The following is a 25,450-nucleotide window of genomic DNA, read 5'->3' on the forward strand; positions in this document are numbered from 1 at the left end:
CAACTTCCGAAGTGGCTTTATTCTGTTCAAAGGTGACTTTTATTATCCGAAATTTTCAGATATGACAAAAAGTCAATACCTTTGTACTCTCAAAATGCGGATGTGGCGTAATGGTAGCCGCGCCAGACTTAGGATCTGGTGCCGAGAGGCGTGGGGGTTCGAGTCCCTTCATCCGCACATATAATTTTAATAAGGCTTTTTCAAAGCCTTATTTTTTTGCCCCTACTTTATATATCTTGCCTTCTATCAACGAGAAATAGACATTCCCCTGCGCATCGCAGCTAAATTGATTCACTTCGGAGTTACCCCCCTTGAACGACCACAACACCTTGTGTGACGCAGCTTCGACAGCCACTACCACTCCGTTGCGCGAACCGAGATAAATCACTCCATTTTGTTCCAGAATCGGACAAGGCGCATGTTCGTAACCCAATCCGGCATCTACTGTCCAGAGAGGTTTGTACTCCGAGCTTTCGGACGAGACTGCCAGCAACTGACCATTCATCAGTTTGGCATAAACCGTTTTGCCGTCAGCTGAGACGCCCTGCGACTCACGTACCGTATACTGATTGCTTCGCCACAACTGCTTACCGGTAGAAAGGTCGAGCGCAGTCATATAGCGGTCGGGAGCCACAATGATTACCTTACCGTCGTGCACTGCAGGCACACAATTGGCCGGAGAAAAAAGATTCTGTGCCTTTCCGTTATTCCATTTCCAGATCAAAGCGCTGGTCTGCCGATCGAGGCAATAGAGATAAGTATCCCATGCACCGAAAAGCACTTTACCATCGGCAATAACAGGCCGTGCCTGGCAATAATTATTGATATCCGTAAACTTCCAATCAACCTTTCCGGTCGCCATATCGATGCAATAAAATGATTTATAGCCGCCCTGATAGAGCTTTCCATCGACCACGCACCCATCAGCAACAAAAGGTCCATCCGCTTTTATCGTCCAAACAACCTTCCCGTTCTTGGCCGACAGTGCTCTCAGCTCACCATCGGCAGTAGGAGCCACCACCAGTCCATTTGCACAGACCGGAGTAGAATAGAGCGAGTAGCCCAAAGAAACGTTCCACAACACCTTCCGGCTCTTTTTAGACAGCGCTTTGATTTCGCCCAACGAATTGCCAAAATAGAGTGCATTTTTATCGACGGCAACACCTGTAAAAACCGAGGCTTTATCCTGATATGCCAACGAGACAGCAGTAGGGTCCACAAGTTGTGGAATAATAGGCAGTTCCGACGGTTCGGCCATTTTTTTACCGGCATCCATCGAAACCGCAAAACGACGCTTCATCTCTTCGCCCACTTTCTTTTCGTTTACAAAGAGAGAATCGGGAGTGACCTGCACCACTGTATAACCAGCGTTCACGGTATCCTGCCCCAAAAAGGTAGAACGAACCATCATACCTTTCATGCCCTCAAAATTCATCTCTTTGTAGGCATGACCGTGTCCGCAAAAAGAGACAACCGCATCGTGTTTTTTCAGCACGGAAACAACTTCGCGTGCATTGCCCATATCGTTTTCAACCAACGGGTAATGCGCAAAAGCCAACAGGCGGGTACCTTTTACCGCCTCTTTAGTAAGAATGGAGTCGAGCCACAACAGATCTTCATGCTTCACATGGCCATCACCCATCTTCATATAAGGCCCGGTATTATATCCCACAAAAAGCAGGTTATCGTGTTTAAAAAAGAACCGGTCGGAACCGAAAAGACGATAATATTCGCGCACAGCGCTCTGCGACCATGTAGTTTCATGGTTACCCGGAATAAGGTAATAGGGTTTCAGGAAGCGGGAGAACAACCGCTTATCATTGGTCAGCTCGGCATTGCTTCCCTGATTGGTAATATCGCCCGTGATAACCACAAAAGGAATATCGGATGCATTTATTTCGTCGACAATACGGCTTAGTGCACGCTCATTGGCATTACCCGGAGAGACGTGGAGATCGGTAAGTATCGCAAACTTGGTTTGAGCCTGCATGCACAGGCTCACCATCAACCCACAAAAAATCATCAAACGCTTCATCATCCTGTTTTATTCAATTTTCAAATCCTGGAATGCAATAATTGCCTCATCATTAGGTCCGTCTATCACTATTTTTACAGCTTTCAACGGTTGAGACGGGCGAAGCACTGCGATTCCCTTCTCAAATTTATCGCCACGAATCCAGTTCTCTCCATCGACAGAGTATTCCACGTGACCATTCTTCAACAGATAAAAAGCGGTGAGCGTTCCGGTATTGAAGGTTATTTTTGAGCAGGTCAACGGTTGAGCAAACACATAGGTGACGGATTGCCCGGCAACACCCCGGTCGATGGTACGAGCGACGGTTTCAAAGTCGTAATCGGTCAGATAACGGGCATATTCCGGATTCAGGTTGGCATTCACAGAGACCCCGACGGCAGGCTCCATACAACGTGAACGTTCGATTTTCACCACGCCTGAAACATTCTCTTTACCCTGTACAATTGCTTTTAACGAGTACTTTTTCGTTTTATCGAAAGCAAAGAGAGGCAGGCGATAGCGCTGGGTACGCTCGGTAGCAGTGGCTTTATCATCAGAAGCAACAGCAATACCATTTTCATAAACTCTCACCTGCGATACGGATGCGGATCCTTTCGTTGGCTGATCAGGCACAAAAGTAGCATACCAGATACCCGGCCGATCGACAATACCAGACAAATCCCAGACCTGTGGTTTGGGTTTGGCTGCAGAGTCAGACACCCATCCGCCCACGTTTTCGCATTCAGGCGATACTGCCACGCTGGAGAGATCCTTATATATCGTCTTGAATTTCAATTTTTCGTAGTTGAACTCTTTTACCGGACCGGAATAACGAACCGACGAAGCATTGGGTTCGCTTCCATCGACAGTATAGCGCACTTCCGCTCCCGGGTACGGAGCCACGGCGGTTACCAATTCGTTTTTATAAGTCACCACAGGGAATGGCACCCGAAAGGCAATTCCCATGTTGTACATCCGTTCAAAATGTGATGAGGTCAACCGTTGATAGAAATCGTTCCAGTTGCGTAGTGATTGCTGAGTCCAACCAGCTTCGGCCATAGCACAAATGCGCGGATAGGATTGATAGTCGAGGAAACGAGCCGGCTCGTTAAAAAGTTCAGACCAAATAGCAGCCTGCACTCCCATTACCTTTTTTGCTTGTTCCGCAGTAAAAACAGTATTGTCTGCAGGATCAAGTGCGTATACTTTATCGAGAGGCACCAGTCCCGCCCAATTGTGACCACGCTCATACTTCGATTGCGCCATATCGAAATAGTAGTTCTGTCCCACCATCACCACAGTAGGAACTCCCTTTTCGGTTGCGACTTCCGCCCGTTTCAACGAACGCCAGGCATACACCTGAGTTGAACCTTCCAAATCTCCTCCATCCAGTATTTCATCCCAACCAGCCATCCGTTTCCCCAAACCGTCGATAATCTTGTTTAAGCGATGAACGAAATAGTTCTGAAGTTCTTCTGGCTTCTGCATATTTTCTTTCTTCATAAAAGCCGAACAGATGGGGCAACGGGGCCAAATGGCCATATTCACCTCATCGCCTCCAATATGAATGATTTTTGAAGGGAACAGCGCAGCCACCTCCTTCAAAATATTAGCCAGCATCGTAAAATTAGTTTCATTGCCCACGCACCAGGCATCGGCCATGTCATCGGCAGCACGTTTGGCCTCATCTCTACTGGTCGGGCACAAAATTTCGGGATAGGCCGAAGCAGCAGCATGACTATGCCCCGGCAGATCAATTTCCGGAATCACCTCAATATGCTGTTCGGCTGCATAGCGAACGATCTCTTTGATCTGTTTTTGGGTATAGAATCCCCCGTAACGTTTATCGCCCGAACCGAGAGTAGGAGCAATCGCTTCGTTCGGTCCGCGCCAGGCGGCAACGGAGGTGAGCTTCGGATATTTTTTGATCTCAATGCGCCAGCCCTGATCGTCTGTCAGGTGCCAGTGAAACTTATTGATTTTGTGGATCGCCAGCCAGTCGATGTAATTCTTCACGGTTTGTTCGTCAAAAAACTGGCGCACCACGTCGAGCATCATTCCCCGATAATGAAAGCGGGGATAATCTTTGACAGACACGGCCGGAATAGTCCATTGAATACCGCCTTGAAGCTGCGCAGAATACACCTGCGGAGGTAAAAGCTGCAACAACGTTTGCACACCGTAAAACAACCCGTCGGCATCTTTCCCTTCAATTTTTACGCCTTTATCTGTTGCCGACAGCAGATACCCCTCAGCAGGAATATCCAAAGCTGAATTGACAATCAGTTCAATTGATCCCACTGCCGAGGTCGTAGCCAACTTGAAAGGCATTCCGGTAGACCGGTTAAGTTTTTGCTGAAGATAAAGGGCAACCTGTTTGCTCCCTTTTCCCGCTACAATCGCCGCAGCCGAAGTCAGTGAGAAGGAGCCCTTCGCTGGGGTCACTTCCACGGGACGGGGTATCAGATTATACGATTGAGCGAACATCATTCCACAAAACAGAGAAAGAGTTAGAATGGACACTATTTTTTTCATTCGTCAAATAATTTGTTTTTTAAGGTCTTAAGAATCCGGTTACTTTTCGGGATAGAGTAGATAAGGTTTGCGTTGTTGTTTGAACTTTTCTACGTCGTCCTTCCAACGGGCTTTGATCTCATCGGCGCTTTTACCCTCTATGATCATTTTACGTACATAACTGACCCCAATCAATTTTTCGAAGAAGCTATTGAAGAAGAAATCGTCCAGATTCAGATTTTTATAGGCATCGATCAGGTAACTCAGGTCAACTCCCTTTTGAAACAACACTTCGTTTGAAGGGACGCTCCTAAAATCGACACCATGACACAGACGGTCGAGTTGCGTTGGAAATTTGGCCCCGGCAATACTACGGGGCGTAAAGCTATAGCTATATCCCTGCATGTTGGGATGACCGTATTGCTCAAACGGCGCATCGGTACCACGACCCAGACTTACCGGGGTGGCTTCGAAATAGCACAACGAAGGGTAGAGATAAATGGAGCGCATATCTTTCAGGTTAGGCGATGGAGCAATGGGCAGTTGGTAGAGCGTTGCATGCGTATAGTTTTTACACTTGATTACTTTTACATCGCATTGTGCACCGTTCGTCAGCCACTTTTCACCATTTACCATGCCGGCCATTTCGCCAAGGGTCATGCCGTGAACCACGGGCACAGGAATCCATCCCACACCCGAGCGATATTTTAAATCGAGTATCGGTCCGTCGACATAATGCCCGTTGGGGTTGGGACGGTCGAGAATGATCATCTTTACGCGATTAGTAGCACAGGCATCCATCATGCGCACCATCGTCGTAAGGTAGGTGTAAAAACGCAACCCCACATCCTGCAGGTCGTATACCAGTACATCGATTGATTGCATCACCGCATCGCTGGGCTTGCCGGTGTTGCCATCATAGAGCGACTTGATAGGGATACCGGTCTTTTCGTCAACCGAACTGGATACATGCTCCCCGGCATCGGCCGTTCCACGAAAACCGTGTTCGGGCGAAAAGATACAAACAATATTAATTCCCTTCCGATGGAGAAAGTCCACTATATGTTCTTTCCCAATTGTACCGGTTTGGTTGGAGAGCACCCCAACCCGTTTCCCCTGTAACAAAGGAAGATATTCATCCACACTTTCGGCACCAACCTTCACTTGCGGTTGCGCCTTCAAATCAACTAGTTGCTGCATAGCAAAAAGAGCTATCGCCAGCAAAACAATCTTCCTAATCATATTTTATTGTTTTAATTATTGCTTGCTTTTAAGAATAAAACGTTTGATCCGAACACTCGTCAATGAGTAATTTCTGCCTGTTTGAGTTTTTGTTCGAAGAAACCCAGAATACCCTTCATCAGGGCGCTTCTTCCTTCGGGTTTGATTGCTTCAAAAGGCACCCCGAGAATACAGGTCGAATAGTCGCCTTTGTAGGCAACACCGGCGCTCAGGTTATTCTCCGAATAGCGGAAAATGGTATACGAATCTTTGCCGGCAGGTTCTATCGCGTCGGGGCGTTCCACCACATACGATTCGCTGTTCAGTTCGTTGAAATAGTTATATTTTCCGGCAAAAGCAGTGAAAGGCGACGCAACAGCTTTCATCTTACCTGTAACAGCTCCGGCATCGTTCCTCCACTGGAATTTCAGAATATTCTGAGCCCAGGCGCGATCGGCCTTCGTTGCATTGGGGTTATCCCAAAGATCGGTACCCACATAGGCTCCGCTAATGAGCAGATTTCCACCCTTCAGGCAATAGTCGGTTATGGCCGCCTGCAACTCCACCGGGAAGGCCTTGAACACCGTCGGTTTTGCACCGCGTGCCACCGTCCACGCCTTCTCTTTTCCCAAAATAACATCCAGAATGGCATAACCGCTCAGGTCGGCACGACAGGCAATCACAGACTGTTTGCTTGTCGACACGAAAGAGTAGCCCCCTTCTGCCAACGCGCGCCCGTGAACTGCCGGATAATCGAAACTGTTCCCGGCAATGACCTGGGTTTCGTGATCGCCCTGACTCCCCCCAAAACCGGCAGAGTCGTCATCCATCCAGGGAATCTGGCGGCGGAACTCATACATGCTGCCGATGTAGTTGTACTGTACCTTGTCGGGTACTCCGTGATCGATAAAATCGACGAAGCCACCCAGGCTATCTTTTGCAGCGAAACTAAAGGGAGCACTCACGCGGGTAAATCCGTTTACAATCATCGCAACACCTTTCTCGTTCGATTTACGACAAACCGAAAGGATTTCGGAAGGAAAGCTTTCGCCTCCGTCGTTGACCGCAGTCACCTTGAAACTGTAAATCTTATCTTTCTCAACGACAACCTGACAAGCGGTATCGTTGACTAGTTTTCCGTTATCGAAATCACCATCGCCCACACGGGTGTAGAGCACATATTTCGAAGGTTTGGCCGAAGCCTCCATCGGGTCGTTCACTGCCTGCCAGCTCAACGCAACCTGCGTATCGCCCGTAAAACGGCTACTAAATGTCTCCACCGGAAGCGGCTGCACCACGCAGGGGTAGTTGTATTGACCGGCAATAAATTTCAACATTCCTTTGTAAATGGAACGACTCACGGTGAAACGGAAGTGAGGATCGAGCCCGTAGCGCATGTCGGCAAAATTCTGGTGAGAGAGCAGTTCAAGCAACATGGTCGGAACATTCGGCACCCGGGCTTCGCTATACGATTTGTTCCACATACCGCGACGGGTCCAGTTGGGCTCGTAATAATAACGAACGTCTTTTACAATTTCGTCCATCACCAGGTTGGTCAGGTCGCGCGCAGCCCAGCGGGATTGTCCGTTTTCATACACCTCGTTGTTGTGATGAGTCATATAGATCCCCAGCGTACCGATAATATCGTCGTTGTAGGTAGTTCCGGCATCAGAGTGAAACGCAAAGGCGAGGTCGACCGGTACGTGCAGCCCTTCGGATTTCGGCAACACTTTTGAGCCTCCGGCAAGATAATTCACCCAGAAGCCACGGCTCTGGTAGTCGTCGGTGTAATCGTTGGTACCGTGACTGCGGCTATAGATGCTGTCGGGAAAACCGGCCCACTGCAACCAGTAACGAGCCCCTTCGGTGTAACGGGGATATCCGCTGATTTCGGGAGTGTAGTGAATGGGAAGCGCAGGTTCCACCTTTTGAGGTGTGGAGCCATCCGAACTTTTCACGTTCTCGGTGATATTTCCGCTCGGATCGGGCATACGGGCAATATTGCCCATACCTCCACCAATTTTAACGGCATCGGCAGTTACCACGCAATTTTTGCGTGCACTTTTATTGCTCAGCGTAATTTTGCAGGCATCGTTCTTGCCCTTATCGAAACTGAAGAAACCAAGGAATACCCAGGTTCCGCCACCCATTGTCTGGTTCACTTTGAATTCCGATTTTCCACCCAGATGATACACGGTATAGAGCGCATCATCGGCGCTATTGGGCAATGATTTGTACGAAACATAGACGGCATACCGCCCTTTTTCAGGCATATCAGGAGTCCAGCAGACTTCGCTGACGTCGCCTTTCTTCACGGTTGCCGCCTGGCGGAAGCTTCCCATTTTGAAAGGATTCTCCCAATCCTGATAGACACTCTTTTTGTTGGCAAAACCGTTTCCCTCACCCTCTTTCCAGGCTTCTTTACCGTTACTCTCTTTATAGAGCGAACCGGTTGCGGAGGCATCATTATCGACAATCACTTCCGCCGAATGATAATCGCGTTCGCGGGGAAGCAACACGTTTGCACCGGCATTCTCCAACATCGGCACCAGATAAGGCAACACATAACTCTGTGTATACAAATCCTCTACCGTTTGAAAAATACGGGCTCGCTGCCATTCCCAACGCGCCAGTTTCTGTTCATAATAGAAACCATGACTTTGCCACATAGCAATGTGTTTGTTCTGCAGCCCGTTCGTAATTTTGTACGGCTCGGAAATACGCTGAACAAGAGGCACCTTGTTTTCTTTATTGTTGAAGATGCGGCTTTTATCCTTATGAGTTTGTGCACGGTAGACATTGGGAACCAGCTCCTCCAACGACTTTCCATCGGAAGCGATGGAGAGATGAAACTTTTGAAGAGAATCGGGCATCATCTTCTGAACGCAGCGATAAATGTTCTGCACATCGGCCTCTTTCATGGGGAAATAGGCCAGATATTCATCCATCAATACCGTTACGGTTTTCTCCTTTTTATTGCATTCGATGGTTTTTACGGTTGTTTTACCGGTTGTTTGCGTGTGCAAATAAACGGTCAACGAATCGGATATCGCCTTCTTCAGGCCGGCATCCGTAATTTCCTGTGCCGACAAAGCAGACGTTGCCAGCATCAACAAGCAGACACATGCTGCTTTCCAGAGTATTAATTTCATGTTTTTTATTAATGTAAAACCTGAGAAACGACATATTTCGTTCATCTTCAAATTCTCAAATCTTTTTCACGCCGATTCCGGGTTCGTTATTCAGTGTAATTTTTCCATCAACCAGTTTCATTCCCGAGAAACAGTCATTGGCAATCAGTATATTTCCATCCAGATCGGCAAAATTCATCTTCGGAGCCAGTTGAGCCGCCGCCGAGATGGCACACGAAGTCTCGGTCATGCAACCGATCATCAGTTTCATTCCGAACGATTCGGCCATGCTGATCATTTTGTTGGCCTCACGCATACCTGTACACTTCATCAGTTTGATATTGATGCCGTCGAAAACTCCCTTCAAACGGGGAATATCTTCGAGCCGCTGACACGATTCGTCGGCAATGGTAGGCAACGGACTGTGTTCGGTGAGCCAAGCCATATCGTCGAGGTTATGCTTGGGAAGCGGTTGCTCCACAAATTCAACATTCTTGGCAGCCAGCCATTCTATCATTTTCAGGGCGTAGTGCTTGTCTTTCCACCCCTGGTTAGCATCCACGCGGAGAGGTTTATCGGTCACCGAGCGAACGGCATTGATAATCATCTTATCGGAAACCTCATCGACACCCAGTTTCACTTTTATCACCTTGAACTGTTCCGTTTCGCGGGTTTTCTGCTTCACCATCTCCTCGGTATCGATGCCGATGGTAAAAGTAGTAACAGGCGCTTTGGAAGCCGTGTATCCCCAAATCTGATGCCAGGGACGGCCGATCAGCTTGCCCACCAAATCGTGCAGAGCAATATCTATCGAAGCTTTCGCAGCGGTATTGTTAATGGCAATCGCATCGACATACGCGAGAATATCGTCGAGCTCAAAGGGGTTGCTGAATTGTTTTAGGTTGACCTTTTCGAGAAAAGCCGTCACCGACGCGATGGTTTCGCCGAGATAGGGAGGCATGGCGGCCTCTCCGTAACCGGTCACCCCGTCGTAGGTGATCTCGGTGAGCACAATAGGCGTAGTGGTACGGGTATAGCCCGAAACGGTAAACGGGTGCACCAGCTTGGCTTCGTAGGGTTTGAACGTCAGTTGCATGGTTTTGCTGCCACCCAAGCGGGAGGACTTGTTTGATTGTGAAAATATCGAGGCCGGAGTAATCAGCGAACCGGCTGTTACCAACGCGGATGTTTTCAGAAAGTTGCGTCGTGTTGTCATATCAATTGATCATAATTTATAAATCATTCAATCCTTTATTTTTCAGGAACTAAATTGGATTTTGCCTGTGGCAAACCTTACTTTTTGGCGCAAAAAGTAAGCAAAAACATTGACGAAAAGAACTCGTTCGCTCGGCCATAAAAAATTGCTCACTTACAACCTACCGTAACTGGCCTACTCACTCAAACAGCTTTTCGTTAGTTTGGTATTTTTGTTTATCCCTCCGGGTCTGGTTTCACCAGAAATGATAAAAAATAATCCTGTCCGAGTTGTTAGATCTTGATCTTGCAGATTCATTTCCAAATCCTCAAATTTTCACATTTTCAAATCATTTATAGTACGGATGATTCTTCAAAGAAACGATGTTCGGATCTTTATCAATCTGTGTGAGAATGCGACGGGCACAGAGCAAACGTTTGGCATTCCAGGCATCGTAGTTGGATGCTTCGGAGCGCAAGCTGCTGATATGCACCATTCCGGCAGAATGAATAAACTCTCCGTTGCCGATATACATGCCCACATGGGTCACTTTTTTAGCCCCAAAGAAGAGCAGATCGCCGGGTTTCAGGTTGCCGTACCCTTTGGAAATATCTACCGGATCGCCCGTGGTTGCCTGTTGTGAAGCATCCCGCAGCAATACAACACCATTGAGGAAGAAACTGGTTTTGGTAAAACCGCTGCAATCGACCCCTTTGATGGATGCCCCGCCCCATACATACGGAAAGCCAATAAACATTTTTGCCGTGGCAATGATGTTTTCGGCGGTGGGTCGGCGATTTGCCAACCATTGATCGAAAGGCTCACCCGACTCTTTTTTCAGGAAAGCCATGCGGCCATCTGGCAACTGCACTTTGTAATAACCGTTTTGTTCTCCTATATTTTTCACCAAGTCGCCCCAAACTACATCCGACACCACGCCGGATGTTGCCGACGCCTCTTTACGCAGCAGGGTAAAATATTCCGTCACGATGACTTTTGGTGCCTTGTTCCACGCCTTCATCTCCTTTTCGTCTATTAATTTTATCTCCGAGGTAGTCGTCCAGGAAGCATACCCTTCGGGTGTCGTTACCTTCACCCAGCCATGCCCTTTCTCGAGGACATGCAACGGAGTTCCCATCAACGCCTGGGTTCCCATCTCGCCTGCATACGAAGGTGCCAACCGCAAATCAATCAACGACTGGATGGCAATGCCATATCCGGATTCCGCACCTCTCACTGGTTGTGCCACCGCAAGGCACAACATCAATCCACACACTAAACCAGAAATCAGATTTTTTTTCATCATCGTTTTATATTTTCCGTAATCGAAACGAAACGATATCCCCGTTTTTCGAGGGTGGTCATCAATTCGTCCAATTTGTTATAAAATTTATCCGTCCGCCGGGGATCGGTGCCGATGTGTGTCAGCAACAGAAATCCGTTCAATCCTTTAGACGATTCATACTTCAAAATATTGTTGAAGATCTCATCCGACGAGCGGTAGCTCTTCATGTCGGGAGTCGTATAATCGGCATTCGAGGTGCTTCCGGGGGTGTAATTGACCAACGTAACACCTAATTGCGTCGTCCATCCGGCAACCTCTTTGTTGTAATATTCATATGCCGGAAGGAATAAGAGTTGCTCCGGCACTTTCAATCCTGCCTGACGCATGGCGGCATAATTGTCTTTCAAGTCCTTGGCAAACTGCTCACGACTTACCAGCGTGGAGTCACGTTTGCTCCAGTCGGCATAAAGCAGGTGCTTATCGGAATGCGGGCCAAGATAGTTCCCGTTTTGCTGCAACATACGAACAATCTTCGGATACTTCCGATAGAAATCGCCCGTCAGGAAAAAGGCGCCGCTGGCAGCGTGTTTCTTCAACACGTTGGCAATGGTTTCGGCACCATCTGCAAATTCATGTCCGGTAAAGACCAGCGTTATCTCTTTTTTCTCAACACTTCCCCGTACAATGCCTCCTTCATCTACTTTCAACCGGCTATCGGCGGGATTTCCGGCCAGCGACGAGAGGTAGTAACACAGCGAAGCAGTACCGTCCATGGTCGGCTCGTTGCTCGAATAGTCGGCATAATCGTCGTGATACACCACCCGATCGGACTGAAAATCGGCATACCGGTCATCACCCGTCAGGTGCACTCCTTTCAGACTCGAATAAATCGGCGTGTAGATCGGTCCGTCTACCAAACCACCGGTAATCGGATAGTGATAGACTTGTGCCAATGCCGAATGGGGATGATGCGGATAATCGCCGTAACCCGGCAAACCCACAATCATACATTTCCCCCAGGGATTGCAGCCGAAGAGCCAGTCGCGCAACGCCGTTTCCATATCAAGAAAGGCTGTATCGCCAGTGAGCGTCCGGTAAAGACGGGCTTGCGTAGCAGCTGCCACCTCCAGATTGTTGGAGCACCAGATGAACGGAATTCCGTTGATGAACGGATCGTCACCGGCACGGTCACGCAGGCGTTCAAGTCCGCTTCGCATATTGCGTATAAACTCGGCACTGATCCGTTTATTGTTTTGTCCTCCCAGAAAATAGTGTCCCAGATTGATGAACGGATACCACTGGTAATGACGAGCCGAATCGGCACCCAGCCACGGCGTCACAGGTTCCATGCGACCGTAATTCACAGCACTTTTGAGGTAATCCTCTTTCCCTGTCATCCGGTAAAGCTGTGTAGCAGCCAGTTCCATATCGTCCACCCAGTTGTCTTCCTCGTAAAAATAGGGTGACACGCAGGAAGCCGTCTGACAGGCACCCGGATGCTCCACCCCTTTTTGGTAGGCATCGGCAGCCTTTTGTTTCAACTTTTCAGCAAAGTCGGGATAGAATTTAGCCAGCACCTCCGAAGCTAAAGCAAACGAAGAGGCATATTTCCCTACCGTCGAGGCCAAACCGGTAGAACGGTTTTTATATTTTCGCAAACCCTGCGGTTCGCCCATGCAGGCATACACAGGACGCTCCTTGCCCGATCCCCAGCCGTAATCCACCGGATCGGTCGTCGGTAAGCGGAACGAAGCGTGATCGCGGTCGTCGGCAATCTGGTTGAAAAAGGTATCCTTATCGGGATTCAGCCGCACCAACCAGTCCAAGCCCCATTTGGCCTCATCCAACACATCAGGAATGCCATTGCTACCTGGAAGTCCGTTAGCATCGTACTGATCGCCGAAAGCAGCCGGATTTTGCTGGTAGGCAAACAACATCTGGAAGGTTGCGTTGGCCGAAGTCGTTACATATTTCAGATAGTCGGAAGCATCGTGCCAGCCACCCCAGGCACTGATTTTTTCGTTTTCATGTCCCGGCAGAAAAATGATGCGTCCGTCGTAACGATGGCAGGAGTCCTTCAGAAAAGGATTGTAGCCGCACCGTTGCTGGCGCATATAATTCAACGGTACATCGGCAGCTCCACGGTAGACATCGTCGCCGATTCGAAAAACCGGTGAAACCGCATTCCCCGCTTCTACTCGATACGATCCGGCTTTGGCAAACGCAGAAAAATCGAGTCTGCAAGCCGCACCAAAAGCGCTGTTGGGCACTTTATTTTCGATCGTCCGCCCCCGAAAAGCCACCTCGCCGGTCAATTCGTTGATCACCTTGAATTCATTAATCAGGGCCTTTTGCTTACTCAACCACACGGCAACTTTCCGGTCGCCGGAAAGGTAACCCAACTGGTTGACACGTATCCACTGTTGAGCGGAGACTACAGCAAACGCACACAACAGAACAATGACTAATAATGAACGATTCTTTTTCATATCCGAAAATTCAATTGCGAGAATCCAATCTATTTTTCTATTGAAACAGGACTCTTTCTTAGCAGCCACATAGCCACAAAGGTAAACAATCCGTTAAAGATCAACAAGGTAAATCCGAATCCAAAATGGAAGATGCTTTTTGCCACCCAGTCGAGTAACAGACAGAACAAGGGCGAAGCTACCGCTACGAAAGGCATCCAACGGTCACGCACCTGATATTTTGTCAAAATACCGAAGAAGAAGAAGCCCAGCAACGGACCGTAAGTGTAGGCTGCCAACTGATATACGAGGTCGATCACCGCCTTGTTGTTAATCACGTAAAACAACAGGATCAACAGGAAGAAGATGATTGTATAGGCAGCATGTGTTCTATAGCGTATTTTCAGTTTCTTTTCATCGCTCAAATCGGTGCGTCGGTTGAAACCGATAAAATCGACACAGAACGAAGTGGTGAGCGAAGTCAAAGCGCCCCCGGCACTCGGATAAGAGGCCGATACCAAACCGATAAGGAAGATAACACCGCAAAACATTCCGAGATAATTTTCGGCAATGGTCGGGAAAATTTTATCGACGGCTGAAATTCCCATCGCAGCCATTCCACCGTGCTTCTGCACATACAACGCCAACACAGCTCCCAGTGTCAGGAACAACAGGTTGACAATAACAATGGTAATACTGGTGGTAAAAATATTCTTCTGCGAATCTTTCAGTGTTTTGCAACTCAAATTTTTCTGCATCATCTCCTGATCGAGCCCCGTCATTACAATGGTAACAAAAATACCGCTGATAAACTGTTTGAAGAAATGAGTGGTGTTATCCCATTTCATGTCGAACCACGAAGAGTAATCGCTGGCAGTCACTGCCGAAACCATTTCGCCGAAGTTCCAGCCCATTTGGTTTGCAATAACGATCACTGCGACAATCACAGCCAGAATCATAAAAGTAGTTTGCAGCATATCGGTCCAAATGATGGTTTTCACCCCGCCCTTCAACGTGTAGAGGAAAATGAGCAACATAAAGACAAACGCCACCACCCAGAACGGCATCGTTCCCTGCGGAAGAAATCCGTGCAATACAAATACAACCAGATAGATACGAACGGCAGCCCCCAACACACGCGATAGCACGAAGAACGATGCGCCCGCTTTGTAGGTATAAAAACCGAAACGCGATTCGAGGTAAGTGTAAATGGAGGTCAGGTTCATTCGGTAATAAAGAGGCAACAGAACCAGTGCAATAATGGCGTATCCCACCACAAATCCAAGAACCATAGGCATGTAGTAAAATGCCTGATTCGTCACATTACCCGGCACCGAAATCATGGTCACCCCCGAAATGGAAGTACCCACCATACCATAAGCCACCACAAACCAGGGAGATTTTTTATTTCCCTGAAAATAAGAACTGTTGTCGGCCTTACGAGATGTGTACCACGATATGGCAAACAACAAGACGGTGTAAACAACAAATACGCTAAGAATAAGAGTTAAAGACATAAATAAAAGACTATATTAATTTTCAAATGTACGAATATCGTTTTTATCTCATCACCTGATTTTGATTCTTTTTGAAGGTTTACTTTCATTAAACAATCGGTCGAGAGCCGTCACATAGATATCACAAGGCTCGCTGATCGTCTGGCTTATCTGATATCGTGGTTCATTCACTACCGATACAATTGCCATTGCATTTCCGAAGTCAGGTTTTGCTCCCTTTGGAAAACGGTAGATCACAAAATAACGGGAACTCATCTCTCCCGTGGCATCTTTTACCGACCAGCTCAACACCCGTTGGTTTTTATCGTATTTCAGTTTCGCGGGTTCTGAAGGCTGATTCGCGGGCAAACCCGGTACCGACGGAACGAGCGCCGGATAAGGGTTGACGGCTTTCTCAATCACTTCGTTAATGTTCATCACATTGTCCTTGAAATTGCGGGCATTGAAATAGCAAAAACCTCCATAAACGGGCAATTTACGGATATATTCGGACTGACGCACAATTTCGTCGGTCGAATGCCATGCGCTATCCTTTGCCGCTTTGTCAAGACGATAGGTACCGATACCGGCATAAAGTCCATGATTGTAGGAATTACTACCCCACCAGTCGGCAACAGTTCTGAAATCGAGACGCGAATATCCGATCGAAAAATACAGCTGCGGCAGCACATAATCAATCCATCCCTTCTCGAGCCACATCCGAATGTCGGCATACAGATGATCGTAGTTGGTGTAACTGAAACTCTGCGTATCCGATCCGCGAAGATCGTCGCGCTTATTCCGCCACACAGCGTAAGGGCTAATTCCGAACTTCACATAAGGCTTCACCGACTTTATCGTATCACGCAACATTTTAATCAGTATATCCACATTCTCGCGCCGCCAGTCATCCTTTTTGGCAGCCGCATACCCCCGGTTATACTTCGCAAATGACAATGAGTCGTTGAAATCGCTATATGGGTAAAAATAGTCGTCAAAATGGATGGCATCCACATCGTAACGGGTAACAATATCTTTGACAACTTTGCAAACAAACCCTCTTGAATCGGGAATTGCCGGGTCGAAATAAGTTTTTTCTTTATAGGCCACAAACCATTCGGGATGCTGCCTGAAAGGGTGATTTGGAGCCAACCGGGTATAGTTGTTATCACTGGACGCCCGGTATGGATTCAGCCACGCATGGAGCTCCATACAACGTTTATGACACTCCGCAATGGCAAATTGTAATGGGTCGTATCCGGGATCGGCGCCTTGCTTGCCAGTAAGAAATTCAGACCAGGGTTCGTATTGCGACGCAAAGAAAGCATCGGCACACGGACGCACTTGCAACACTACCGCATTGAGATTCATTTTTTTGAAAAGATCCAAATAGGCAATCAATTCCGACTTCTGCTCTTCGGCAGACAATCCGGGTTTGGATGGCCAATCGATGTTGTTTACTGTTGCAATCCACGCCGCCCGCAACTCTCTTTTCGGCGCTTGAGCTGTCAACGCAGTCTGTGCAACACAAAGTTGCACTACCGAAAGGAATAGAAATAATAGAACTGTTTTTTTCATTTTGAGATGATTGATTCGTAAATGGCCGTTTGTACTTTTGCCCGAATTTTGGTGGTTACAATCTTGTCGTTGTTACGGGTCGGATAGACGCGGTTCGACAAGAAAACATAGACCAGATTGCAGGTCGGATCGACCCACACCACGGTACCGGTATAGCCCGAATGGCCGAATGCTTCGGGACTGGCCAACGATGAGCAATACGAATGGCCGACCACTTTGCCATCTTTCATATCCGGTTTATCGAAACAGATACCACGACGAACACCTTCGCCCTCGAACGGACAAGAGTTGAACGTGTCGAATGTTTTTTCGCTGAAATAGCGTTTGCCACCATACGTCCCTTTTTGCAGATACATTTGGTACAATTTTGCCATGTCGTTGGCATTGGCAAACAGGCCGGCATTGGCCGAATGGCCTCCCATAATGCCGGATGCCTCGTCGTGCACATAACCCAACAACTGCGTTTGGCGGAAAAAATTATCCAGCTCCGTAGGCACAATCCGCGACAAAGGAATCGTTCGCCAGGGATTGAACATCATCTCCGACGCACCCAACGAGCGGTAGAAAGTCGATTGTAGAAACTCCTCAAACGGTTTATGCTCGATGCCTTCCACCACCGGCGGCGTCATCACAAAAGGCCAGTCGGAGTAGACATATTTGTGTTTCGGATAAGACGACAGTAACGGCGATTTGGCAATAGCTTTATAGATAGAATCGCCAATATCCTTGCGGGCATACAACGCCGCGCTAATGCGGATCGGGAATTCCTCCGAAGGTACGGAACGAACAAAATTTGAATTGAGGGAACCATCGGTATTCACCGCCCATTTGTAGAACGGAGAATAGGCCTGCAAGCCGCCCACGTGGCACAAAAACTCCTTTACCGTGATATTCTCTTTGTTACTCCCTTTCAAAACCGGGAAGTAGGTGCTAAATTTTTCATCCAGATTGATTTTGCCTTCGTCTACTAATTTCAGATAAGAAGGGCAACCCGCAGTCACTTTGGTAACCGATGCCAGGTCGAACAGATCGTCAACCTCGGTTTTGCGGTTCAGCACATCTCTTTTATAGTTCTCGCCCTCGGCTTTCAGGTAGGTATGATAACCATATGCTTTGGTAAAAACGACTTTTCGGTCTTTGGCCACCAGCACTACACAGCCCGGAAAGGTTTGTTGCGCAATGGCATCATTCACCAGCGAGTCGATTTTTGTCGTCAGTTTCTTTCCATCGATACCCGCATCTTCGGGCAAGGTATATTTGAAACGAATCGCCTGCGTAGCCTGTCCTGTTCCTTTCTTAAAACTCCCCAGCTTGGCCGTGAGCTTCCCCTGAGCGGCAATACCACCAAAAATCAGCTGAGCCGCCATCTGCTGCGAAGCCACTTCGGCATCGGGCGCATAGACTAACGCTGTGCCCTTGCCAACCGTGCTCAACCATTGAGAAGGATTGGCAAAAGAACAAACGATTTCTCCATCGCGTTTTTTATTTTGAGCAGCAATAAAAGCCAGCTCCTTTTCCGACAGCTGATTACCAAATACAGCCACAACCGTAAGGTTATATTGCGGTAAACAATTTGCAACAGAATCTACATTTACTTGATTGACTGCAAGCGATTTGACCGTCATGTATTTCCCCAGCATCGCCGAAAACTCATTTTCCGCCGGAGCACCTACTGAAACACAAGCGATACGGAGCGTATCAAGTCCCTGCAAAGGAAGCAAATGTGCCTTATCCTGCAAAAGAACAACGTTGCGTTCAGCAAGCTGCAACTGAGATAGTGAAGGTTGTGTGGCCCAAACCAGACATACCGTCAAGAATGAAAACAACATTAATCCCGCTTTTTTCATGTTATAAAAATTTATTCATCTAAGGAACTAGCAATTGATAAATCAGCGAAGCTAACTTCATGTTATCGGGAATCTTATATATCCATGATATTGTGAAGCAACATGTTCGTTTCATATCAGCCCTAATTTACTATTCAATAAGTACGTCCTATTTCATCATTTACCGCCCTGACTAACGAACGATCGTCGTTTGCATCCATGGTTGCTTCCCAGAACATTACCCCACCCAACCCGAGATTTTTGGAATAGCTGGTCTTTTTGCGCATGGTTGCTGTTCCATTGTAGTAGATGGTAAATGGACTTGGATGAGCCGTCGTTGTTACTATAGCCGAATCGAGTGCTGCATTGGCACCCTGAGCCAAAATCAGATTGTATCCCAGCACATTGCCAGACATTGCCAGACCGGATGGACGGCCGTAAAGCGGCAGACCGGTAACAAATTTAGTAGCCGGCATTTTGCGCGTAGTCACCCAATAGGCATAGCTTGTTTGAAAAAACTGAAAAGAACTATGGTTTATATATGGTAAAGTTTCGCTATAATCGTCGTAAATCATCACGTTAAACCAATCCACATCGTCAAATACCTCTGCAAGGATACCATTGGAGGTAGAACCGACATACTTACCTGACGTGATGGCCATGGTCAACAGATATTTCTTGTCTTTATGACAAAAGTCGCTCAGTTGCCTCATCAACAGAGCATTTCCGGTCGATGTGCCGTCTGCTGTTTTTGGATATTCCCAATCGTTATCCAGCCCATCGAGATTATATTGTTTTACTAATGCCTCCAACGCATCTACAAATTTATCGCGAGTCGCTTTTTGCGATGTCATGGAAGCGTAGTATGAGTGAGTTCCGTTAAAACTCAGCAAGACTTTCACCCCTAATACCTTACAACGAGCCACCAGAGACTGGAGCTTCGCCGGTTGTTGCACTTCGGGCAATAATGAAGCGTTGATCTCTGCAAAAGCATAGCAGACCACATCAAACATCTTCAATTTCGAATCAGGGATGGTAGTTATATCTCTATAATAGGGAATATAACCCACTACCTGAAATTTGGAATTTTGGGGCGCTTTGTAAAGGGTAACTGTCGAGTTATCCTCCTTCAGCACCTCAGGTTCATCGTGGTCTTTCGAGCACGATGTCAACAACACAATGATAGCAAATGCTATCTCAACAACTCGTCTTTTAGACATATTCATAAATTATTGCGTATACCTGAGCAGCTGATCAATGCGGCCGTCAGGACACAAACGTTCTTGAATATTGCAAAGCACTGTCACCCTTATTTTAGCAAAGAATATTACTATAAAAAGAACTTCAACACTCTTTTGAACGATTATACAAAAAAAATAAAATAACGTTCTGTTCAACTATCAAGCGGAATAAAACAGCTTCTTCTGAACATATTCAGCCCACTATTTTATTCCGCTTGAAATATTTAGATAGAGCAACCGTTTGGCAAGTCAACCCTGCTTACGATTACTTAGCTTTAATGTATCCGTTATATTCATCGTCGGTAGCACAATCCCACCAAACCGGATAACACCAGATATTGGGGTCGCCAGCATGCACATTGGCTGCTTTAGCATTGGTACTGTTGTAGTTCAGTTCAAGATTGGTTGGCAACATCCAGCGACGCATCCAATAGGTAGGATCGGTCTTGGAAGTTCCTGTAATCTGCGAACCTCCTGCAAACAAAGGACCTCTATCATACCCAGGATAAACTACACCAAAGGTTCCAATGTTCCCTGCACTATAATTGAAACGGCGCATATCGTTCCAGTTTTCGACACTACAACCCATTGCGAGATATTTTTGCAACATAATATCTGTCATGGTAAGAGTACCAGAGGATTGACAAACCGCAGCACTTGTCATGTAGGCCGCCATTTGAGTCGGATCCATCGGCCACATATCCGGATTTTTATAGCCGGCACCCTTCCAGGCTGTCAGTTTGGCCTGCATCATATCCATATGCGCCTGAATACCGGCTTGATAAGCTTTGAATGCATTGTCCTTATCCCCTTTTCTCATATAGACCTCAGCTTTAATGAAGCACATTTCATGATAGGTAAGAATTTCCTGATCGGAAACCGGACGAATCTGGAAAGAACCGGTAGATCCCACTGCTCCTGCCGTCATGGCATCTGTTGAATAATACCAATTGAGATCTGTTAAAGGAAGCGTTTGGTTACCTGTCAAATAAGAGTTATTACGCAATGTTACATAAGCTGTATCGCCAGCATAGTTGTAATTAGTACTGTTAACATATACAGATCCCTTTTGGTAAAGCACAGAAACATTGTTTCCGCTCACTGTGTAGGTATGTTTGCCCACCAGACCAGCAATAAAATTAGCCCGTTCTGTATTATCGGTAATCGAGTAAGTGATTGTCTTATCAGCTACGGCATAAGTTGGCAGAGAAATGGAGGTTGGTCCTCCCTTCAACAAACGAGTCGAAGCTCCAAAAAAGTCAACCGGTTTAGACCGATACCAGTCATAAGATTGAACCTTACCACTTGCATCCAGTTTAATGTTACACATAGCTGCCGGTACGATCTTTGTCATACGAGGGTCTGTGACGCCTGATGCTCTCATGTTGGTCAACAAGTTGTAGTAATATTGGGAAATTCGCTGTGTACTTCCATAAGCAGCATAGTCCCAGTTTCCGTTTGTCATCACGGGGTCTCCAAACAAATAATCCGTCACATCCGAAGAGCTGTTGAAACATGGGCCGACCGTATTATCACCGATTGCCTGAGGCCCTTTTGACAAGCAGTCCAGAATATCATCCGGCTTAAACAGATCTGTTTTCTTGGAGAGTTTCAATAAGTAGCGAGCTTTGAGGCCATAGCAAAGTTTAACCCATTTGCTTACCACTCCATTATTCCACATATCGCCTGCAGCAAGAGTGGTTGCTCCGGCTTCCTGGGTTTTTCCGAACAATTGAATGGCTTCGTCCAACTTGGCAATACAGCCATTGAAGATAGTTTTGCCATCATCGTATGTTGGACTTGCAATTCCGGAAAGAGCTTGTGTATAGGGAATTTCGCCATACAAGTCGAGCATTTCCATGAAACCCATGGCATGAAAGACATCGGCTACGGCCATGTAATGATAGGCCCCTTCCTTTTGCGCTTTTTCGTATAAATCGTTCAGATTGGCAGCTACTTCAACAAACCAGGTTTGATAAGGAGTTGTAGTATTACCGGGGGCACATGCCCAGGTCACAGCCAACGAGTTGGGATTAGCACTGCTACTATAAAAAACACCTGCCTGGCAAGCCGTCCGATAATTGGTAACACCTGCCGAGTACATATAAAAGTGTTGAATCCATGGAAGTCTGTTTGATATTTGAGCACTCTTATTGTTTGGAGAATCTGGATCGGTATTTACATCCAACCAATCTTTACATGACGTCAGATTCAAAGAGAGCAGACAACCTATGACAAATATGTATATTAAATTCTTCATAATCTTGATCCTTTCCGTTAGTTAAAATGTAATATTTACCCCAAATGAAAAACTGGAAGTCGAAGGCACACTACAATAATCGATGCCTGTCGAACCCGAACCTCCGGTACCACCTGCGGCACTTACTTCCGGATCCATTCCCTTATAGTTGGTCCAGGTAAAGAGGTTGGTTCCTGTTGCCGTAACCGATAATCCCTTGATCACCTTTTGCTTCTTCAGCAACTTCGAAAAGTCATAATTAAGAGAAACTGATCTGAGTTTCATCCAATTGACTGAAGTAATAAAGTTCTCGGAATTTTGGTTGTAGTTAGCCCAGTATTGTTGGATCATATATTTTCCCGAATAAGTAGCTCCACCAATGGTGTAAGATTGATTCGCGTTATAGGTTTGCGAAAACTCGGCTCCGGTTTGGCTATTGATACCTGTTACTGTCACCGATTCACGATTGTTGGCTGTAGTCCTTTTACTCATGCCGTTTGCAACCAAGTAATATTCTGTTCCGTTGTAAACATCTCCACCAATACGGAAGTCAAGCAGAAATGAGAGAGTCAGGTCCTTAATACGGAATGAATTATTCAAACCTCCAATAAATTTAGGTTCCCGATTACCAACAATTTCATTATTCGAGGTTGATGACAGTTTATACAAACCTGTAGTCGGATCGACCAAAAGACGACCGTTTTTGTCTTCTGTTCCGTTTGATCCGTTTTCATGCAACACACGACGTCCGGTTAATGCCAGGAAGTTACCACCATTAGGAATAGACGCTGCTTTTACTGTACCGAATTGAGCATCGGTGGGATAGAAATAATCCACTCCTTTGAGAAAATCACCCAGTTTGCCTCGGTTGTAGGAAGCATTGAGTGTTACATTCCATTCGAAATCCTTTTTAACGATGGGTTTGCCTGTAATAGCAAGCTCCATACCATTATTAATTACCGATCCCGAATTAATAGAAGTCATAATATAACCACTGGCATTCGACAAACGTGGAGAGGCAATCTGATTCTTCGTCTGACTGTGATAATAGGTATAATCTACGCCAATACGTCCATTCAGGAATCTCAATTCACCACCAACTTCCCACGAAGTCTGAATTTCAGGCTTCAAAAAGGGATTTCCACTGGTATAGCTGTTCCCGATTCCAATATAGGAGCCGTAATTCAACGGGCTGGTCAAATAGGTTAGAGTTGCATAAGAATTGGCGTCTTTACCAACCTGAGCCCAGCTACCACGAACCTTACCAAATGAAAGGATATTATTTTTGGGTAATAACTCTGTGAAAACCATAGATCCACTCACTGAAGGATAGAAGTATGACTGGTTGTCTTCCGGCAGAGTGGATGACCAGTCATTACGTCCCGTTGCTGTGAGATAAGCAATATTTTTATAAGAAGCACGGAATTCTCCGTAAGCACCGACCAAACGTTTTTTTACGGTCGCATCTTTGAAAAACTGGTTGGTAGATGCAATGTTATTGAAACTTATGGTTCCGGCTGTGATAAAATTGTACCCCCAATGAGTTTGATTGGTACGTTCGGTGTTTTCTGTGGTAGTTCCCAATAACAAATTCAGATCAAAATCACTGATTGTTTTATGGAAATTACTCATAATATTGGTAGTCGTGTAAGCATAGTCATAATTGCTTTTACTCAAACGACCTTTCTGATACATTTCAGAAACTACCGAACCTGGGGCAATATAGGTATATGCATCGGTGGTGTATTGGTCATAACCCAGACGGGCAGAAACATCCCACCAACTTGTAATTTTATATGATCCGCTAAGAGCACCCGTAAAACGTTTGGTTTTATCATTCATTTTATCCATATTGGTAATCCAATAGGGATTTTCCGTGTCATTTGCCAAATCGAATATTCCGTCAAACAAACGGTATTTAGTACCATTGTCATTCAGATATTTTGACATGTTCTCAGTCCGAGGCCAGCCATAGACAGCTGTCATGGTACCATTACCTCCACCTCCATACAGACCTGAAGTGGTTAAAGTTTTATCAGTATTTGCAATAGAATAGGCGACGTTGGCATCAACTGTCAAACGTCCGTATTTTTGTTCTCCGTTGAACCGGAAAGTAGTTTTGTCATATCCGGTTTTGCTGATGATACCAGACTGATTGAAGTTTGAGCCGGATAAATAGAAAGATCCATTCTTAGAACCTCCCGATACACTGACATTATTATCCAGAACTGTTCCACTGTGAAAGAAATCGCCGATATTATCGTACAACTTAGTCCCCGCAGGTATCTTATCTCCCCACGAGTTATATGTTTGATCAGAAAACACGCCATTGGTAGAATAGAACCCACGACCAAATTCGGTTTGTGTTTCTGGCAGTTTATTTGCCCACGAAGAGCTTAGTTTGCTACTAAAGTCAACTTTTACCGTTCCTTCAGCACCTTTTTTGGTAGTGATAATAATAACACCGTCGGCTGCGCGTGAACCATACAAAGCGGATGCGGCAGCGCCTTTCAGCACGGACATCGTCTCGATATCTTCGGGGTTGATGTCCATAATACGGTTAGAATAGGAAGTATTACTACGAGACATCCCGTCAGTTCCGGTATTACCAATAACCGAAGTAGAATTGTCGTAGATAACTCCATCCACAACAAACAATGGTTGGTTTTCCCGTCCTTCCGACGTTGAGTTACCTCCACGAATAGTAATACTTGCTCCAGCTCCTGCGGCTCCACTACTTTGAGTAATGTTTACCCCTGGAACTTTACCAGCCAATGAGTTAACCACGTTAGTATTCTTGTTCTTCATCAGTTCTTGAGAACCTAAATCGGAAACAGAATAACCCAATGCTTTTTTCTCTTTTTTGATGCCCATAGCCGTCACGACAACTTCGCTAAGTGCTTTGGTATCTTCTGTCAGAACAATTGTGTAGTCTGCAGCTGCACCCACTGGCATCTCCTTAGTGGCATATCCCACAAATGAGACCACCAATACGGCTCCTTTGGATGCCTTTAACGAAAACTCGCCAGCAACATCAGTAATTGTCCCACTACCGGTTCCTTTTACTTTGATACTAGCGCCAATAACCGGTTGATCAGAAGCATCAACCACCTTTCCTTTGATTGTTTTTGTTTGTGCATTAGCATTCACTACCGTGAAAAATGCCAGCAATAAACAAAAACCCAAATAAAACCATCTTTGCTTAAACATCTTAGTCATAATTTTGAGATTTTGAATATAAA

Annotated in this window: 13 protein-coding genes and 1 tRNA gene; 1 reads left to right on the top strand and 13 read right to left on the bottom strand. The window is 46.4% G+C overall.

The features are described from left to right. The first annotated feature begins 96 nt into the window (after positions 1 to 96). Positions 97 to 177 (top strand) — tRNA-Leu (locus PJIAN_RS01895). 31 nt (positions 178 to 208) lie between these two features. Here PJIAN_RS01895 and PJIAN_RS01900 read toward each other — a convergent pair. The 13 genes from PJIAN_RS01900 to PJIAN_RS01960 all read right to left on the bottom strand — a co-directional run bounded on the left by PJIAN_RS01900 (position 209) and on the right by PJIAN_RS01960 (position 25,427). Beyond that, positions 209 to 2,038: an outer membrane protein assembly factor BamB family protein gene (locus PJIAN_RS01900; protein WP_068701483.1), complete on the bottom strand. Its 1,830-nt coding sequence runs from the start codon at positions 2,036 to 2,038 to the stop codon at positions 209 to 211. A 6-nt stretch (positions 2,039 to 2,044) separates the two neighbouring features. Next, positions 2,045 to 4,549, bottom strand: a complete 2,505-nt coding sequence (locus tag PJIAN_RS01905) for a beta-N-acetylhexosaminidase (RefSeq protein ID WP_084252214.1) — start codon at positions 4,547 to 4,549, stop codon at positions 2,045 to 2,047. A gap of 39 nt (positions 4,550 to 4,588) precedes the next feature. Next, on the bottom strand, positions 4,589 to 5,767 hold the full coding sequence (locus PJIAN_RS01910) for an exo-beta-N-acetylmuramidase NamZ family protein (protein WP_068702676.1): 1,179 nt from the start codon (positions 5,765 to 5,767) through the stop codon (positions 4,589 to 4,591). A gap of 62 nt (positions 5,768 to 5,829) precedes the next feature. Beyond that, positions 5,830 to 8,901 (bottom strand): golvesin C-terminal-like domain-containing protein, encoded by a 3,072-nt coding sequence (locus PJIAN_RS01915; RefSeq protein WP_068702678.1) that lies wholly within the window; start codon positions 8,899 to 8,901, stop codon positions 5,830 to 5,832. Between the two features lie 55 nt (positions 8,902 to 8,956). Then, entirely contained in the window at positions 8,957 to 10,096 is a 1,140-nt protein-coding gene (locus tag PJIAN_RS01920; protein WP_068701487.1) for a dipeptide epimerase, read from the bottom strand. Between the two features lie 328 nt (positions 10,097 to 10,424). Continuing rightward, positions 10,425 to 11,381: a C40 family peptidase gene (locus PJIAN_RS01925; RefSeq protein ID WP_068701489.1), complete on the bottom strand. Its 957-nt coding sequence runs from the start codon at positions 11,379 to 11,381 to the stop codon at positions 10,425 to 10,427. Continuing rightward, the gene (locus tag PJIAN_RS01930) at positions 11,378 to 13,849 is read right to left on the bottom strand and encodes a bifunctional glycoside hydrolase family 9 protein/polysaccharide deacetylase (protein WP_068702680.1); all 2,472 of its coding nucleotides are present in this window, start codon (positions 13,847 to 13,849) and stop codon (positions 11,378 to 11,380) included. Before PJIAN_RS01930 ends, PJIAN_RS01925 begins: the two co-directional genes overlap by 4 nt. A 29-nt stretch (positions 13,850 to 13,878) precedes the next feature. Beyond that, a complete protein-coding gene (locus PJIAN_RS01935; RefSeq protein WP_068701491.1) occupies positions 13,879 to 15,345 on the bottom strand; it encodes a sodium:solute symporter in 1,467 nt (488 codons plus the stop codon). A gap of 51 nt (positions 15,346 to 15,396) precedes the next feature. Beyond that, complete coding sequence (locus PJIAN_RS01940; RefSeq protein ID WP_068701494.1) at positions 15,397 to 16,902, bottom strand: glycoside hydrolase family 10-like protein; 1,506 nt, start codon at positions 16,900 to 16,902, stop codon at positions 15,397 to 15,399. Next, positions 16,899 to 18,749 carry a serine hydrolase domain-containing protein gene (locus PJIAN_RS01945; protein ID WP_068701496.1) on the bottom strand — a complete coding sequence of 617 codons (1,851 nt, stop codon included), beginning with the start codon at positions 18,747 to 18,749 and terminating at the stop codon, positions 16,899 to 16,901. Before PJIAN_RS01945 ends, PJIAN_RS01940 begins: the two co-directional genes overlap by 4 nt. 134 nt (positions 18,750 to 18,883) lie before the next feature. Beyond that, positions 18,884 to 19,948: a glycoside hydrolase family 18 protein gene (locus PJIAN_RS01950; protein WP_172795555.1), complete on the bottom strand. Its 1,065-nt coding sequence runs from the start codon at positions 19,946 to 19,948 to the stop codon at positions 18,884 to 18,886. A 286-nt stretch (positions 19,949 to 20,234) separates the two neighbouring features. Then, complete coding sequence (locus PJIAN_RS01955) at positions 20,235 to 22,229, bottom strand: SusD/RagB family nutrient-binding outer membrane lipoprotein (RefSeq protein WP_068701499.1); 1,995 nt, start codon at positions 22,227 to 22,229, stop codon at positions 20,235 to 20,237. A gap of 21 nt (positions 22,230 to 22,250) precedes the next feature. Further along, complete coding sequence (locus tag PJIAN_RS01960; protein WP_236714359.1) at positions 22,251 to 25,427, bottom strand: SusC/RagA family TonB-linked outer membrane protein; 3,177 nt, start codon at positions 25,425 to 25,427, stop codon at positions 22,251 to 22,253. Positions 25,428 to 25,450 lie beyond the last annotated feature (23 nt).

This window comes from Paludibacter jiangxiensis (genome assembly GCF_001618385.1).
Taxonomy (GTDB): Bacteria; Bacteroidota; Bacteroidia; order Bacteroidales; family Paludibacteraceae; genus Microbacter; species Microbacter jiangxiensis.

Coding starts and splice junctions, on each gene's coding strand:
- PJIAN_RS01930 (WP_068702680.1), bottom strand. CDS start 13,849: ATGAAAAAGAATCGTTCATTATTAGTCATTGTTCTGTTGTGTGCGTTT.
- PJIAN_RS01905 (WP_084252214.1), bottom strand. CDS start 4,549: ATGAAAAAAATAGTGTCCATTCTAACTCTTTCTCTGTTTTGTGGAATG.
- PJIAN_RS01955 (WP_068701499.1), bottom strand. CDS start 22,229: ATGAAGAATTTAATATACATATTTGTCATAGGTTGTCTGCTCTCTTTG.
- PJIAN_RS01960 (WP_236714359.1), bottom strand. CDS start 25,427: ATGACTAAGATGTTTAAGCAAAGATGGTTTTATTTGGGTTTTTGTTTA.
- PJIAN_RS01925 (WP_068701489.1), bottom strand. CDS start 11,381: ATGATGAAAAAAAATCTGATTTCTGGTTTAGTGTGTGGATTGATGTTG.
- PJIAN_RS01900 (WP_068701483.1), bottom strand. CDS start 2,038: ATGATGAAGCGTTTGATGATTTTTTGTGGGTTGATGGTGAGCCTGTGC.
- PJIAN_RS01945 (WP_068701496.1), bottom strand. CDS start 18,749: ATGAAAAAAGCGGGATTAATGTTGTTTTCATTCTTGACGGTATGTCTG.
- PJIAN_RS01920 (WP_068701487.1), bottom strand. CDS start 10,096: ATGACAACACGACGCAACTTTCTGAAAACATCCGCGTTGGTAACAGCC.
- PJIAN_RS01950 (WP_172795555.1), bottom strand. CDS start 19,948: ATGTCTAAAAGACGAGTTGTTGAGATAGCATTTGCTATCATTGTGTTG.
- PJIAN_RS01940 (WP_068701494.1), bottom strand. CDS start 16,902: ATGAAAAAAACAGTTCTATTATTTCTATTCCTTTCGGTAGTGCAACTT.
- PJIAN_RS01935 (WP_068701491.1), bottom strand. CDS start 15,345: ATGTCTTTAACTCTTATTCTTAGCGTATTTGTTGTTTACACCGTCTTG.
- PJIAN_RS01915 (WP_068702678.1), bottom strand. CDS start 8,901: ATGAAATTAATACTCTGGAAAGCAGCATGTGTCTGCTTGTTGATGCTG.